At 68.5% G+C, this 15,920-nt stretch carries 11 protein-coding genes; 8 read left to right on the top strand and 3 right to left on the bottom strand.

What is annotated here, in order from left to right:
* Positions 1-102 precede the first annotated feature (102 nt).
* From A6B37_RS12325 to A6B37_RS12290, 8 genes are all read left to right on the top strand, one after another.
* Positions 103-828: a hypothetical protein gene (locus A6B37_RS12325; protein ID WP_111825891.1), complete on the top strand. Its 726-nt coding sequence runs from the start codon at positions 103-105 to the stop codon at positions 826-828.
* 27 nt (positions 829-855) lie between these two features.
* The gene (locus tag A6B37_RS12320; RefSeq protein WP_111825890.1) at positions 856-3,732 is read left to right on the top strand and encodes a type VI secretion system Vgr family protein; all 2,877 of its coding nucleotides are present in this window, start codon (positions 856-858) and stop codon (positions 3,730-3,732) included.
* A 13-nt stretch (positions 3,733-3,745) separates the two neighbouring features.
* Entirely contained in the window at positions 3,746-4,711 is a 966-nt protein-coding gene (locus tag A6B37_RS12315; protein ID WP_111825889.1) for a DUF4123 domain-containing protein, read from the top strand.
* Positions 4,704-5,483, top strand: coding sequence for a DUF3304 domain-containing protein (locus tag A6B37_RS12310; RefSeq protein WP_111825888.1), 780 nt, complete (start codon positions 4,704-4,706; stop codon positions 5,481-5,483). The genes A6B37_RS12315 and A6B37_RS12310 overlap by 8 nt, the downstream gene beginning before the upstream one ends.
* Complete coding sequence (locus tag A6B37_RS12305; protein WP_111825887.1) at positions 5,476-7,770, top strand: DUF2235 domain-containing protein; 2,295 nt, start codon at positions 5,476-5,478, stop codon at positions 7,768-7,770. Before A6B37_RS12310 ends, A6B37_RS12305 begins: the two co-directional genes overlap by 8 nt.
* 107 nt (positions 7,771-7,877) lie before the next feature.
* Positions 7,878-8,366 carry a hypothetical protein gene (locus tag A6B37_RS12300; RefSeq protein WP_111825886.1) on the top strand — a complete coding sequence of 163 codons (489 nt, stop codon included), beginning with the start codon at positions 7,878-7,880 and terminating at the stop codon, positions 8,364-8,366.
* 27 nt (positions 8,367-8,393) lie between these two features.
* On the top strand, positions 8,394-9,173 hold the full coding sequence (locus tag A6B37_RS12295) for a DUF3304 domain-containing protein (RefSeq protein ID WP_111826331.1): 780 nt from the start codon (positions 8,394-8,396) through the stop codon (positions 9,171-9,173).
* A gap of 111 nt (positions 9,174-9,284) precedes the next feature.
* The gene (locus A6B37_RS12290; protein ID WP_111825885.1) at positions 9,285-9,656 is read left to right on the top strand and encodes a hypothetical protein; all 372 of its coding nucleotides are present in this window, start codon (positions 9,285-9,287) and stop codon (positions 9,654-9,656) included.
* 6 nt (positions 9,657-9,662) lie between these two features.
* On the opposite strand, the gene A6B37_RS12285 is transcribed toward A6B37_RS12290, so the two are convergent.
* From A6B37_RS12285 to icmH, 3 genes are all read right to left on the bottom strand, one after another.
* Entirely contained in the window at positions 9,663-10,160 is a 498-nt protein-coding gene (locus A6B37_RS12285; RefSeq protein ID WP_102774185.1) for a hypothetical protein, read from the bottom strand.
* Positions 10,161-10,260: 100 nt separating this feature from the next.
* Positions 10,261-15,138, bottom strand: a complete 4,878-nt coding sequence (locus tag A6B37_RS12280) for a type VI secretion system Vgr family protein (protein ID WP_111825884.1) — start codon at positions 15,136-15,138, stop codon at positions 10,261-10,263.
* A gap of 9 nt (positions 15,139-15,147) precedes the next feature.
* Positions 15,148-15,903: a type IVB secretion system protein IcmH/DotU gene (icmH, locus tag A6B37_RS12275; RefSeq protein WP_246842487.1), complete on the bottom strand. Its 756-nt coding sequence runs from the start codon at positions 15,901-15,903 to the stop codon at positions 15,148-15,150.
* Positions 15,904-15,920 lie beyond the last annotated feature (17 nt).

Below are 15,920 nucleotides of genomic sequence, written 5' to 3'. Positions count from 1 at the left end.
AGATCGCGATCACCGACCTCCGTTCCTAGTTTGCTTGCAGGGCGCGCATCGTCTGCGGATGATGGCGGGTCGTCGCGCATTCTTGCCGCGCTCGAAGGCCGCGTGCCGGACGCCGAGGTCAAGCATCTCGCGCCCAGGCGCCGTTCGCGCGCGCCGCTGCTGTTGCTGTTGCTGTTGCTGCTTGTGGCGGGCGCCGTGGGCGCAGGCCTGTATGCCGTGTTCGATGTGCCCGAGCCGCCCGTGGTGGCGCTGGCCGACGCGCCCAGCGCGCGGGTCGTGCCGGTCGCGCCGGATGTCCCCGCGGCGCCCGCCGCCAGTCCCGCCGAGGCCGAGGCGCCGCCGGCCGCGGCCGCCATCATCGACGATCATCCCCTGGCGCAGTTGACGCGCCCGGACGACGACGCCCGTGTTGCGCAAAACCCGCTTTCGGCGCTGGCGGTCACCGCCGCGCCGCCGCCGCCGCAGGCCGCGCTGTCTGCGCCCAAGGATGCCGGGCCCACGGTGCGGCGCGCGCAGCATGCCGCGAACGCCGCCGGCCCGCAGCCGGCGCCGCGCGCCAAGCAGCCGCAGAGCAAGGATTCCGACGCGGCGCTGCTGGCCACGCTGATGTCTTACGGGCTGCCTCCCGCTTCGCCGCCCGGCACCAAGGTCTACAAGAGCGACGGCATCTTCGTGCGCGAACTGCCCGGTTCGCCGCTGCCGGCGCGCCTGGAGCAATGCCGCAAGCTGGGGTTCCTGGAAAGCGAGCAATGCCGGCTGCGGGTCTGCGCGGGCCATTGGGGCACCGCGCCCGAGTGCCCCAATCCGCAAGCCAACATCGAGCCCTGAGCCCCTGGAAAAAGGTTTTTACCCGTAATGGATCCGATCGCGACCGCTGGCCTGTTCAGTTCCGACGCCCGCCTCTACAGCCTGGAAGGCGAGGGCGCGCTCGCGTCGCTGCAGGTGGAAGGCTGGATCGGTCGCGAAGCCCTGTCCGGCGTGGCGCAGATGCGCATCGTGACGTTGGCGGACGACGCCGGCCTGTCCCTGCAGGACATGATCGCGCGCCCGGTCACGTTGTGGACCACGCGCGCCGATGGCAGCCGCGCCGGCCGCAGCGGCGTGGTGCGCGAAGCCGAACTGCTGTCCGGCGACGCCGGCCTGGCGCGCTACCGCCTGACCGTGGTGCCGTGGCTATGGCTGGCCACGCAGCGGCGCACCAGCCGCATCTTCGAATCCACCGCCGTGCTGGACATCGTGCGCCACGTGCTGGCGGAATACGAAGGCTATGTCTACCGCGTCGCGCCCGACGTGGCGCCCGCGCTGGCGGACCTGGCGCCGCGCCCCTACGTGACGCAATACCGCGAGACCGACTACGCATTCCTCAGCCGCCTGCTGGCCGAGGCCGGCCTGGGCTGGACGGTGGTGGAAGACGCCGAGGCGCCCGCCAGGCATGCGCTGCTGATATTTGCCGACAGCCGCGGCCTGCAGGAAGACGCGGAGTCGGCCGGCGGCGGCGTGCGCTTCCATCGCGCCGCGGCCACCGAATCGCGCGACACCGTGCAGGCGCTGGCGCGCCGGCGCCGCCGCGTGCCTGACCGCATCACCGTCCTGGGCTGGCACGACAGCGCCAAGCGCGCCGTGGCGGCCGAGGCGCTGGTCAACCCGGCCGGCGGCGCGGACGAGGCGGCCGGCCTGGAATGGTATGAGCCCGTGGGCCACGGCGGCTTCGCCGACGAGGCCCAGGCCCGGCGCCAGGCCACCCTGGCCATGGAAGCCGTCCGCGCCAGCGCCGAGACCTTCGTCGGCCGCGGCGGCGTGCGCACCTTCCGCTCGGGCACGCGGTTCACGCTGCAGGCCATGTCGTCGCTGGGGCCGGCCGACGAGGAAGGGTTCGAGCCGGTGTTCGCGCTGGACCGCGTCGAACACGTGGGCATCAACAACCTGCCGCCCGAGACACGCGCCTCGCTGGCGCAGCGCCTGGGCGGGCTGGAGGCGCACCTGTCGCTGGACGAAGACGCGCCGCTGCCGCCGGGCGGCGCGACGCCGGCGGACGCCGCGTCGTCGGCCGGCGCCGAAGTCCTGGCCCAGGCGCGCGAGATCGGCTACGCCAACCGCTTCGAAGCCGTGCGCTGCGACCGTCCGTGGCGCCCCGAGCTGCCGCAGGCGCGCGGCGCGCGCCTGAGCGGCGCGCCCTCGGTGCATGGCGTGCATACCGCCGTGGTGACGGACGCCGACGGCGGCGCCCGGCCCAAGGCGCAGGACGAGATCCTGCGCAACAAGCGCGGCGACGTGCGCGTGCGCTTTCACTGGCAGGGCGAAGCGAAGGAGGGCGAGGCCCGCAGCCGCTGGGTCCGCGTGGCGCAGCGCCAGTCCGGCGCCGGCATGGGCATCAGCTTCGTGCCGCGCATCGGGCAGGAAGTGCTGGTGCGATTCCTGGACGACGACGTGGACCAGCCCATCGTGGTGGGCGCGCTCTACAACGGCCGCGGCGAAGGCGGCACGCCGGCCACGCCCGGCGGACGCCAGGGCGGCGAGGTCGACATGCAGGTCTATGCCGCCGCGCGCGACGGCATGCCCAGCGCCCAGGCCAACCTGGCCGGCGGCAACGCGCCCGCCTGGCACGGCGCCGGCTCCGGCGATGAAAACCATCGCAACGCCGCGGCGCTCTCGGGCTTCAAGAGCAAGGAATTCGGCGGCTCCGGCTACAACCAGATCGTCTTCGACGACACCGACGGCCAGCTGCGCATGCAGATCAAGAGCAGCCAGGCGGCCAGCGAACTCAACCTGGGCCACCTGATCCACCAGGCCGGCAATTACCGCGGCGGCCTGCGCGGCCTGGGCGCGGAACTGCGCAGCGACGCCTACGGCGCCGTGCGCGGCGGCGCCGGCGTGCTGCTCAGCACCTACGCCGCTTCGGGCGGCGGCGCCGGCCCGGTGGGCGACGCCGCCGGGCTGCAGGCGCTGGCCGGCCAGACCGACCAGATGGCGCGCTCGCTGGACAGCGTGGCCGGCGCCCACCAGGGCCTGCGCCTGGCGGCCGCGATCGGCACCAAGGGCCCGGAATCCAGCACGCTGGACGACGGCAAAGCGCCCCTGGCCGCCATGCACCGCAGCGTGTCGGGCACCGTCGCCGGCGACAGCCTGGACGGCGCGCGCGGCGACGCCGCGGCCAAGCACACCGAAGCCGCGGCCGGCAAAGTGCCGCACCCCACCGATCCCGTGGTGCTGATGGCGGCCCGCGCCGGGCTGGCGCAGGTCGCCGGCCAGCATCTGCAATACACCGCCGGCGAAGCCGTGCACTGGTCCTCCGGCAAGGACCAGAACCTGGCCGTGATGGGCGCGCTGCGCCTGCATACCGGCCAGGGCCTGGGCATCGTCGCCGGGCTGCAGCAGGGCGGGGCCGACTCCGGACTGGACCTGATCTCCGCCACCGGCGACGTGCAGGTGCAGGCCCAGCACGACACGCTCAGCGTAAAGGCGCAGCAGGACATCAGGATAGGCAGCGCCCAGACCTTCGTCGAGTGGGCCGCGCCCAAGCGCATCCGCATCGCGACCGCGGCCGGGGCCAGCATCGTGCTCGAAGGCGGCAACATCACGGTGACGGCGCCGGGGAAGATCGATGTGAAGACGGGGAACAAGCAGTTCGCCGGCCCGGACCGCATGCCTTACGCCTTCCCGCAATTCACCGTCTGCAAGCAATGCGTGCTGGATGCGCAGGATGGCGTGCAGTCCATCACGGACAAGGCATGAGGCGGGTCGAGGCATGACGGATTGGAAAGCCCTGCTTGGCGGCATGCTGCGCCAGGCCGAAACGCTCTCGGCCGAAACGGGCGTGATGGTCAACGCCTACCTGCTGGTCGATTTCCGTGGCCGCGCGGAGTTGGCCGAACCCGTGCGCGCCAGCGCCGACCTCAGCTACGGTTCGGTCTGGCTGGGCACCGAACTGGCCGTTTACGGCGAAATCCAGCCCCTGCTGATCGAAGTCGACGATCTGACGCGTTCCGAGCTGAGGCTCGATACGGAGGCTACGCACGGCTCCGAACTGCTGCGCCTGCTGCGCAGGCTGCACGAGACGGACGGCGGACAGTTCGCGGTGACGTACATCCTGTCGCCCCTGCCCCTGCCCGAACTGATGGCGCATTGCGCCTATTTCGGCGACTACAGCCTGCCGGACGGCCGCGAGTATTACCTGCACTTCTACGACAGCCGCATTCTGGACAGGGCGTTCCTGGTGTGGAGCGACGCAGAACGTGAGCGGTTCCTGGCGCCCTTGAGTCGCTTGCGTTACTTGCGGCGCGATGGCTCCGTCGCGCAATGGAGCGGCCCGGGCGCGGTCCGCGCAAGCGCGGCCGGGCTGCCGCGTCCGCATGCCTTCAGCCTGGCGCAGCATCAAGCCTTGCTCGATCTCGATTATCCGGACAAGCTGGCCCAGCAGATCCGACGAATCTACCTGGGCGTGCTGGGCAGCGATATGCGGCAGGATGAGCTGCATGCGCGCGTGCTCGCGCAGATGGCGCGGGCGCGCGCCTATGGCGTGGAGACCGAGCGCGACATGCTGGACTATGTGGCGTGGGGAATCACCATTTCCCCGCGTTTCGATGAACACGAGGCGATTCAGCCGGCGTTGCGCGCGTTCAAGGGCCGCGGCCCGGGCCTGTCGCAAGCATTGGCGGACGTGCCTGACGCGGTGTGGGACAGCCTGCCGCGGGCGGAGGAGAAAGATGCGTAAAAGCGTGATTGTCTTGTTGCTTTGGCTGGGAATGCTGGTGGGCTGCAACGGCGAGCCCAGCTATGGAGGGCTGTCCTTTATTACGTACAACTACACGCCTTGGGATTTGGACAGGATCCAGATCACGGACAATGAGGGAAACTCGGCTGTAACGGCCTCGATTGGCGTGGGTGGCGGAGAGGGTTCGGTGAGTTGCTGCTACCGCCTGAAAGGCACCGATTTCAAGGTGCGATGGAGAGGCGTGGATGGAGAGGAGGCCATAAGGCACTTGGACGATGGCACGTTGGACGAGGTGGTTTTCAATAAGGAAACGCCGGTGCACTTCCCCCCTTCGGCCATCCCGGCCGGAGACGGTCCGCTTTATCTCGAACTGCACATCTATCCGGATGAGCACATGGAAATCGCGCTCAGCCGCAAGCTGCTCGGACAGGTTCGCATTCCCCTCGTCGATACCACCCGCTGGCTGTATTCACAGCATCGCGATGTTCTGCAGAATTATCGGGACATTGACGAAGTCCTGCGTGTCCTGGCCAAGGTGGCGAAGACAGCCTGGATCAAGTACGGCATCGAGGACAAGCAGGACATGCGGCAATTCATGTACTTGTATTTCACGGTTGCATCGAATTTCGACGCCGATCCGGAGATCGCCGCGGTGTTGGCCAAGCCAGAACGCAAGCCGGGTGATTTCGCTAAGGCGGTGGCGTCCATGTCCGAAGAGAAAATCGCCAGGCTGAAGGCGACAGGTACGGCCCCAGGAGACAAGAATGGCTGACAAGGAGCCCGGTGGATTGCCGCAAGTGAATCGCACGCCGGCCTCCGTGCTTAAGAAGATGGCGGAGAACGAGGCGGCTTATCCCAAGCAGGACTGCAACGAATGTGGTGCAGTGCTGCGCATTGGCTTTTTCTTCGATGGGTTTGGCCGCCATCGGGATTTTGACAGTGAGCATCCTACGTTCTATTCGAATATCTGCCGGCTCTGGGAGGCGCACTATGCGCACAATGACACAGGCAAGCCGGTGAATCAATATTGGTTCCGTTTCTACTATTCGGGGTTGGGAACGGACCTGAACGAGGATGCGAAGAGCGACGATTTCATCTACGGCGCGACGGTAGCCGGCAGAAAGATGCTCAGCGAGGCGGCCAAGAACGCGAAAAACGCGGCCATGAACATTACGCGGCTCGACGAGATCCCTGAGCACGACGTAATGAAGCGGGCGAAAGGCGCCACGCAGAAAGCGATCAAGGACGGCTCGTTCCAGCCCATGGTAAAGGCCTACAAGGACGTCGTGAAAGACGTCAAGACGCTGCCCGACAAGGTCGTCCGGATCTGGAATGCGTGGGATCCGGAACGCATGGCCGACCGCGCAAAAGGCACCGTCCGGGGATTCTGGAACGGTTTCAAGAAGAATCCCCTGAAGGCCGCGTGGACGGCGGGCAAGGAAATCGTCAAGTCCACCGCGCTGGAAGGCGTTCCGGTCGTACGCGACAACGAGACCGTGGCTTACTACCTGGGCTCGGGCGTGGACAAACGGGTAGACGCGGCGCTGCGCCAGCTCAAGGCGGCCCACGAGGCTGTAAGCGCCGATATGAACAATGTGCGGCGGATAGAGATTTCGGTGTTCGGCGGCGACCGGGGCGGCGTCATCGCCCGTCAGTTCGTCAACGACGTCGTCAAGAAGTACCGTCGCCGCCATGACAGGGATCTGGTCTTTCCCGGGCAGAATGGCGCGCGCGCAGCGGAGATTCAGATACGCTTCCTGGGCCTGCTGGATTCGGTGGCGTCCATCATGGAAGAGAACGCCTTCCTCGAGTTCGTTCCATTTACGGATCTGCTCAAGCAAACGCACAAGGACCGTACGCTGACCGTGCCAGGCGCTGTCGGGAAATGCATTCATTTCGCCGCCGCGCACGAACTGCGTGCGAATCAGCGTCTGGACAGTCTGGAGAAGACCCGTGGGGAACAATTCCTCTATCCCGGATCCAGCGGCGACGTGATGGGCGTCAGCCCCGAGGGCTCGCTGGGCTCGCGCACGGAACTGTCGCGAGTGCCGCTGCGGGACATGCTGAATGCCGCATTGTCGAATGGCGTGGCTATCTACAGCATGGAGCAGCTGCGCGCCAAGCGCCCGCAGACTTACGACAAGTTTTCTTTAAACGTCCAGATCAAGGACGGCGGACAAAGCTACTACATCACCGATCTGGTCGAGGCCTATCGCGGAGTCGTGAAGTACGAGCCCGGCGTCGACTTCATGCCGCACATGGAAGTATTCCTGCGCTGGCTCGCGGTGCGGTACCAGGATCCGGTGTTCAAGGAGGAATTATCCGATCCGGCCGAAAAATGGATACAGGACCGGGACTTCTTTACACCTGAGACAGCCTACAACGAAGAGTTCCGTCGCGTCATGGACCTGCCTCCGGAGGAGCGGAAAAAGCCGGAGAACACGGCTCGCCTGAATGAACTGAAGGCGCTGAAGGAAGAGCGCTGGAACCGCGCGGTCGCCAGCCGCGGCGAACGGCCGCCGCAGCGCTTCAAGCCGCTATGGAAGCGCCTGGAAGACGAATATCGTGAACTCGATAAAGATGTGCGGGATGAGGCTCGGCGCAGGGAGGAATACTGGCGAGCCGATCCCGTCCGGGCAAACGCCTTGGAGAACTGGGGGCAGGACCAGCAGAACATGCGCAACGAAATAATAAGGCGAAACGGCGGTGAACCGACGGAAGCGGACACACCGAAAGATCTCCTCGCCGAAATGAAGGCCAAGCGCGCCATGCAGCGGCGCCTGCTCGAGGTCTGGCGCGAGGCGAGCGAGGGAAAGAATCCTCTGCCTCCCAAGGTCATGGCGCTGTTCGATTTCCTCGTGCATGACGCCATGCTGAGCAGCTGGCCCGATCACCTGCTGGCCAGCACCTCGATGTATTTCCGGGTGCGTGAAAAGGACATATTCGGCAAGACCGATTTCAAGGCCGAGGAAGCCGATCTGAAATTGCAGAAGGAGGTGGCGTCGCGGGTCGACGAAATGAACGCCAAACTGGCCGGTTCCGTCCCGGTTCGCCCCTAGGGCCTGTGCATGGCTCCTTTTAGTGTGAACAGGCCCTAGTCGCCTGTGGGACAGGACACGGGTTCCTCAGGAATCGCGGTCTGGTTATTCGATCGGTTGAGGATTGCATGACGCTGAAACGTGGCTGGGCCTGGATTGCCCTCATTTCGGTCGTGGCGGCCGCGTTTTTGGGCCCGCCGGCCTACCGCTGGGCCTACACGGCGCTGTTGCCGCCGTTGCTGTTGTGCGAGGCCCGCAATGACACCGATGCCGACATTGCCTACCGGCTGGAGGACGCATCGGGCGCATTTCCGGGCGATTGGACCGCAAGGGCTTCCGGGGCGCCGCTGGGCCCGCTCGATCCTGGCTGCCTTTATGGGCCGGACAGCCGCCGCAAGCCGGTCGAGTTGCGATGGGGGGCGGCGGACGGCCAGGGGAATGGCTTTCCGCATAGCGCGAAATTGAAAGTCCCGCGCCCGAATGACGCGGCGGTGCTGCTGCTGCGTTTCACGGCGCCGGACCAGGTGCAAGCCCGGTTCGCCACCGCCGCCGAAATACCCGAGCCCATGGCGGTGCCGGAGTCCGTGTGGAACAGCGGCGAGTGGGTGCGCCCGTAATCGACGAAATGAACCGGGAGCATGCCGATGCGCAAACGCCTGATAGCTGGGTTGATATGCCTGGGATTGCTGGTGGGCTGCAACGGCGAGCCCAGCTATGGAGGACTATCCTTCATTACGTACAACTACACGCCCTGGGATCTGGACTGGATCCGGATCACGGACCGCGAGGGGAATTTTGCTGCAACGAGTTCCATTGGAGCTGGCGGTGGGGAGGGGTCGGTATCCTGCTGCTACCGCCTAAAAGGCACCGATTTCAAGGTGCGATGGACAGGCGGTGACGGGGAGGAACTCAGAAAGCACATGTACGATGGCAAGTTCGACGAGGTGATGTTCAACAAAGAAACGCCAGTGCACTTTCCCCCTTCGGCTATCCCACCCGGAGACGGTCCGCTTTATCTCGAACTGCACATCTATCCGGATGAGCACATGGAAATCGCGCTCAGCCGCAAACTGCTCGGCCAGGTTCGCATTCCCATCGTCGACGCCACCCGCTGGCTGTATTCGCAGCATCGTGATGCCCTGCAGAATTATCGGGACAGTTCTGAAGTCAGGCGTGTCGTAGCCAAGGTAGCCAAGACGGCCTGGATCAAATACCGCATCGAGGACAAGCAGGACATGCGGCAATACATGTACCTGTATTTCACGGTTGCATCGAATTTCGACGACGATCCGGAGATCGCGGCGGTGTTGGCCAAGCCAGAACGCAAGCCAGGTGATTTCGCCAAGGCGGTGGGCTCCATGTCCGAAGAGAAGATCGCCAGGCTGAAGGCGACGGGCACGGCCCCCGGCGACAAGAATGGCTGAAGTTCCATGGCATCCATAGGAATGGCGGTGTGCGGGCTGGTGTTGCGTGCTCGTGTCCGGCGCGTCGTGTAGGTTGCGCTTGCTGCGGGCCGCAGCCGCTAAAATCCCCCCATGCTTCCTCCTCAAGTCGCCGTCGCTTTACTCGTCCTGTTGCTCGCCGTCGTGGTGCCGCTATGCGCGGTGGCGATCCAGCTTATCCGTTTCATCCATTGGTTCGCGTGGGCGGACAAGGGCGCGCGCGGCGAACGCCCGCATTTCACGGGGCCGGTCCTGGCCCTCTTCTTCAGCACGCTGGCCGCCAGCGATTTCATGGGCTTCGAGCCTTTCCTGACGCTGTCGGCGCTCAATCCCGTGCCGATGGAGTACCGCGCCTATCTCATGGTCGCGATGCTGGCCTTGTCGGTGTCGTGCTGGGCCTATGGGCGGTCGATCCGCGACCGCGTGCTGCGCCTGGGCCGGCCCGGCAAGGCCGGGCAGGGCTGAAGGCGCTTACTGCCTGGCGGCCTGGATCTCGATCGTGACGGCGTTCGAGCGCAGGCCGTTGGCTTCCACGTAGACCTCGTAGACGGCTTCGCGCTGCGGCAGCCCCGCGGCCGCGGCGACGTCGGTGCTGAACTGCGTGCCGACGCTGACGCCGGCATCGATGGGCGTGTCGCGCGGCGGGACCGAGCCCGGCGCGATGTCGACGTCCATGCCGCGCGGCTGGGGCCGCTTGCGCTGGTAGGCGATGCCGCGATAAATCTTGCCCGTGGCCTTGTCGGTCGCGACGACGGCGGGCGGCGGCATGTTGGTGGAGACGGGGATGATGCCGCGGGCGCAGACCGGCACGACGAGCTTGTCCGCCGCCCGGAGGCTGACCCGGCTGGGGCCGGCCAGGTGCAGCTGAGGCTCGCTGTCGTCGCGGTTGGCGGGCATGCAGGCATGTTCTCGGGTCGTGCCCACGGGGGCGGTCGCGAAGGCGGGGGGATCGATCCAGTCGGTAGTCATGGGCGGGGGCGGCGAGGCGGCGCCGGAAGGCGCGTACGCGAGCGCGAGGGCGGCGGCCGCGCACAGCGCGGCCAGCAGCGGGCGCCGGCGCGGCGCGCGGTTAGAAGGAATACCAGCCATCTGAGAAGTCTACTTTGCGCACGGCCTTGGCGCAGGCCGGGCAGAAACGTATCGGGGCGCCGCTGATGCCGAACATGACGCAGGAGCCCGACTCGTACGCGTAGTCCTCGACATTGGCCAGCTTGCGCAGGCCGTAGTGGCAATGGCGGCCGTGGGAGGAATAGAAGTAGGGACCGGGCTCGAGTTGCGAGTCGTCGTCGCCGTAGCCGTTGGCCTGCGCCCAGGCGGGTCCGCCGGGCACCATGTAGAGCAGGTGGCCGATCTCGTGCACCAGCGTCTGCTGGCGTCCGGCCGGGTCGGCGGGGTCCCACGGGGTGCGCGCAGCGACGCACAGCAGGTTGGTGCCGGGGAAGGCCACGCCGGTGGCCGCCGAGTCCATCAACTGCACGTTGAGGTGGATCTTGCCCAGCGTGCGTTGCGGCGTCAGGCCGTCGACGATCACGCCCACGCCGCGGCATTGCTCGGGCACGCCCTGTTTTTCAGGCACGGGGAAGACGCGATCCGGCGGGATGGGAATGCGGCGGCGCTGCCCCGACGCGTCGGTGTATTCGAAGGTGGCGTCCAGGAACCAGGGGTCGTTGTCGATGCCGTGCCAGAGGTAGTGCACGGCGCCGTCGCCGCCGACCAGCGGCACGTAGACCTTGAGTTCGCCGGGGCCGGCGTAGGCGTCGCGGTAGATGGTGTGCTGCGGGGCCTTGAAGGCCAGGCGTTCGACGTGGCAGACGACGATGGTGTAGGGCTCGTGGTTCGGTCCTTCGGACTGGTCGTAGACTGCCCGGGCGTGGCCTTTCAGAACGTCGGCGTCGGCCTGGTCGACGTCGTAGTTCGCCTGCCCGCGGCCCTGCCGCGGCGGCAGGTGGGCCACGTCGATGCCGTGGCGGCGGTATTCGGCCACGGCGGCGCTGTTGTCCTGCGCCCGCGCCATCGGGTCCGGACCCGGCAGGACCAGCTCCTGGATGTACAGGCGGCGGGCCGTTTCCACGGTTTCGGTGGCGATGCGCTGGTTGCGCGCGTCGCGCACCTCGAAGGTGTAGGTATTGAGGCCGGCGGCCGGCAGCGCGATGTCGTCCACGACCTTGGTGCCGTCCGGGTCCGTCTGGTACTGGAAGGTCTTGCCCTCGGGGCCGCGGTAGGCGGCGTGGCGGCCTTTTTCGGCCTGGGTGTAGGCGATGTTGTCCTTGCCGGCGATGACCTTGATGCTGAACTTGTGCACGTCCGCCTTGCTGAACTTGACCCGTATCCTGGGCCTGGCGGTCTGGCGGTCCTCGCTGATGAGCACGGCGCCGTCGTTCCAGAATTCGTCCTCTTCGGCGAAGTTGACGAACTGCAGGTGCGCGCCGGTGCGGCCGCGGTAGGTGGTGAGCGCGTTGGAGACGGCCGGTTCGCCGCCGGCGTCCTGGGCGGGCGCGCCGCTGGGGACGCCGGCCGGCGCGGCGCCCGGCGTGCCCGCGCCCTGGGCCGCGCCGTCCGGCAGCATGCCCGCCATCTGCAGCACTTTGGCCACGGGCGAGGGCAGCATGTCGGGGGAGAAGCCGGGCGTGCGCAGCACGGTGGCGGCCACCGCCGGCAGGCCCGAGCCGCTGACGGCCGGCGACTGCAGCACCGCGGCCGCCACGGCCGGCAACGCGGAGGTGTCCAGACTGGGCGCGCGCATGATGGCCCCGGCGACCGCAGGCAGACCGTATTGCCCGGCGCGGGTCGAGCCCAGCAGGCCGTTGACCGCGGCGCCTATCGCCGCATTGCGGTCGCCGCTGGCGGTCAGGGCCTGCGCCATGGCGGGGTTGACGAAATCGCCGATCCGGCCGGCCGCGTCGCCGGCGGCCGCCAGCATGCCGGCCGCGCCGGACAGCATGCCGCCGCCGGCGGCGGAAGCGCTATTGCCGGCCGTTGCGCCGGGCCCGGCCATCAAGGAGGGAGTGGCGGTGTCGACGGCCGAACGCGCCAGCGCGCCGGCCTGTTCCGCGGCGCGGGCCATCACCGTTGCGCCGGCCTGTTTCGCGCCGTCGATCGCCGAGGCCGCGGCGTTGGCGGCGTCCATGGCCGATTGCGCGGCGCCGGAAGCCAGTTCGCCGGCCTGCCCGGCAAGCGCGGACGCCCGGCCCGCCAACCCGGTGTCGGCGGCGGAAGCGGGAATCGCGCCGCCGCCCGGCGCGGCGGAGGCGGCCGCCGCGCCGACATCCGCGGCCGCCGAGCCGGCCTGCGCCGGTGTCTGCGCCTGCGCCAGCGCCTTGGCCTTGGGCCGGTGCACCAGTTCGGCGCTGACGATCATGGGGTCGCCGACCTGGGTCGAGGGCAGCGCCGGCAGCGCGGCCGCGTCGCTGGCCGGACCGATCAGGTTGTGCGAGGCGCCCTTGACCGAGAACATGCCCGGGCCCTTGAACACGATGTCGCCGCCGTCCATGACGATGCTGGCGCCCGCCGCCTGCAGGGTGATGCGCTGGTTGGCGAGGATCTCGATGCCTTCGGTGCTGGACGTGACGGTGATGTCCTGGCCGGCCAGCATTTCCAGCATGTCGGTGTGCGCGTGCAGCGATACGGGCGCGTTGGCCGCGACGGCGCGGATGCCGCCGTCCTGCACGAACAGGCTGGTCGACCGGCCCGAGGCGCTGGCGAAGGTCTGGCGGGCGGCGACGTGGCCGTCGGCCTGCGTGGTGACGTGCAGGTTTTCGCTTGCGTGCAGGATGGCGGAGGCGGGCGTGGACAGGTTGAGCGAGTTCGGCGCGTCGATCAGCATGCGCGCGCCGTCGATGCGTTCCACCGGTTCGGCGCCGGTCCGTTCGCCGCCACTGGCCTTGATCGCCTGCTGGCCGCCCACGCTGTCCGGATAGCGGCCGTCGGCCTTGGGGTCGATGGCCTGGATCTGCGCGTCGTATTGATCGGTGGCCGCCAGCGCGCGCGCCTGGCGCCGCGCGGCGGCATCGTTGATGCGTTGCGCGGCATGCTGCGCGCCGCGCATCAGGGTTAGCGCCTCGCGCGCGTCGGCCTGGGTGGAGCGGGCGTCCTCGCGCGCGGTGGCCGAGAGCAGCATGCCCTGGCCGGAGCGCAGCACGGTCCAGGCATCCGAGCGCAGTTCGAAGCCGGTGCCGCGCCATGCGCCGCGGCTGGACGCCTCGGGCGCCTGCTCGACCAGATGGCCCAGGCCCAGCTGCGATGCGGCGGCCGAGCTGGACAGGCGCGTGCGGCCTTGCCCCGCGGTGTCGTCGAACAGCCACTGGTTGTGGCCCTGGCCATCCAGGCCCCGGCTGTGCCAGCCGCTGATCGTGCCGGGGTGGTTGGCCTCGGCGTCCACGCCGGCGGACCAGGGCGGCAGGTCGGCATCGTTGTAGAGCTGCGCCGCGACCACGGGCTGGTCGATGTCGCCGTCCAGGAATTCCACCACCACTTCGGTGCCCTTGCGCGGCAGGTGATGCGCGCCCCAGTTGGGGCCGGCCTGCGCGCCGGCCACGCGCAGCCAGGCGCCGGAGCTGTGGTCGCCCGGCGCGTTGCCTGCTTCGTCGCCGTGGCTGCGGTGGGCCAGGCCGCCGGCCAGCGGACGCCGTCCGCGCTGCCACGGAAACTGCACCTTGATGCGCAGGTCGCGGCCGGACGAAATGGCTTCGTCCTGGGCCGTCACGACAATGGCGGTCACGCCTTCGGGGGCGGTGGGCTTGGCGATCCAGGGCGGCGCCAGCGCGGCGGCGGCGGGCTGGGCGCTGAAGCTGTTGCGATACGTGCCGCGCTCCAGGTCGGCCGCGCCCAGCGCCTGGGCGGCCTGGCTGCCCAGGTTGTTGGCGGCTTCGTGCAGCACGTGCAGCAGCGTGTAGCGGTTGCCGCCCAGTTCGTCCACGGCCTGGCCCGAGCCCTCGGCGTAGCGGTCGTGCTGCGTCAGCGTGAAGTCGTGGCCCGGCGCCATCTGGCGCGCGGTGCCGGCGCCGTCGAAGCGCACCATGCGCGCCTCGTGGGCCTGCAGGCTGAGGGCGGCCTGCTGTTCGGCGCCCGCGTCGTCGGCGTAGCGGCCGTGGCCGTCATAGTCGTAGTCTTCCAGCGGCGGCAGCGCGCCCGCGTCCAGGCCGGACTGGGCGTGTGCGCCGTGCGCGACCAGCTTGCGCTCGTTCCAGGCCACGCGCGTGACCGCGTTGGGCTGGATGGCGCGCGCCGCGCCGAAGCGCGTGACGCTGTCTTCGGTTTCGGTCGCGTCGCTGCGGTGAAAGCGCAGCGTGGGCGCGGGATTGGCCGGATGCGCGGCGCGCGCGTCGAACACCACCAGCCGGTGCTGCGCGCCGCCGCCGGCGCCGTCCTGTTTCTCTTCCTGCTGATGATCGAAGCGAAAGCTCAGGCCGGTCTCGGCCATCAGGCGCAGCACGAAGTCCAGGTCGGTTTCGCGGTACTGGGTGCGCACCGGGCGCGCGGGCGGCGGATCGGCGATCTCGAACGCGAACGAGGCCAGCGGATAGTCGGCGAAGATCTCGCTCAGGATGTCGGTGGCCGTCTTGTCCTGGTAGAGAAAGCTGTCGCGGCGCAGCCGCAGCGTGGCCAGCCAGGGCGCGGCGTGCAGCCGGTAGCGCGCCAGGCCGCCGTCGGCGCCCAGCGCATCCACGCCTTCGACCACCGCGTGCCACAGGCGCCGCGAGCCGTCGGCCAGCAGCAGGCCGACGCTGATCTCCTTGCCCAGCAGCGGCTCCATGTCCAGCTCGGCCGAAGGCGCCAGGCAGTCCAGGGTCAGGGCGTACAGTTCGGACACGCCCTCGCGCAGCTGCATGCGTTCGACGGTGAGCGCGTCGCCCAGCGGCGTGCGCACCTGCAGCATGCGGGCGTTCTGCGACAGCGAGGCGGCATCCAGGCGGCTGAAACCCGCCGGCGTGGAGGAGCGGTCGGTCATGGCGGACCTTCAGGGCAGCGAGATGGTCAGGTGGGCCGCGCGCGGTCCCAGCTTGACGATGTCGTGATACGGCGCCATGGCGGTTTGCATGTCGGCGTTCAGGAAGTGGCTCATGCCCAGGTAGGCCAGCAGGCCCAGCAGCGCGAACAGGGCGCCGATGCTCCACAGCGGCACGTCGCGCTTGAGGGTGTGGGCGATCTTGTCGGGCAGCGGCCAGTGCGGCGCGAAGCCGGCGCGCTTGCCGCGCAGCAGCGCGATCTCGTCGCCCAGGCGCGCGGTCAGGTAGCCGAGTTTCTCCTGGCCTTCGATCATGTACTTGCCCTGGAAACCCAGCAGCAGGCACATGTAGAACACTTCCAGCGATTGCAGGCGCGGCGCGCCCTGGGCGCGCAGGTCTTCCAGGCGCGCGAAGAAGTTCTCGCCCGCCAGCTGTTCGCCGAACAGGGTCAGCTGCAGCGGCTGCAGCATCCAGGCGTCGCGGATGCCGAAGCGCGAGTTCAGCACGGTCTCGTCGACCGCGGCGCAGAAGGCGTACTTGGTCGCGTAGACGTCCTCGGCCGGGATGTCCATTTTCTTGGCGCTGCGCTCGAAGTCGGCCAGGAACTGCTGCACCCGCGCCGAGAACGACGCGGCGCTGGCCGGCTCCTGCCCGCTCTTGAGCAGGAACAGCATCAGGAAGCCGTCGTACAGCAGGTCCAGCAGCGACTTGGCCGGGCGGGTTCCGTAGAACTCGGCGGCTCGGGCGGGCAGCGATGCTCCGGGCATCAGGGAAGGAGAGTCGG

The sequence above is a fragment of the Achromobacter sp. HZ01 genome (assembly GCF_003267925.1).
GTDB classification, from domain to species: Bacteria; Pseudomonadota; Gammaproteobacteria; order Burkholderiales; family Burkholderiaceae_B; genus Achromobacter; species Achromobacter pulmonis_A.
Note: the sequence above shows the minus strand (reverse complement) of the source record. Positions and strands in the feature narration are given on the sequence as shown.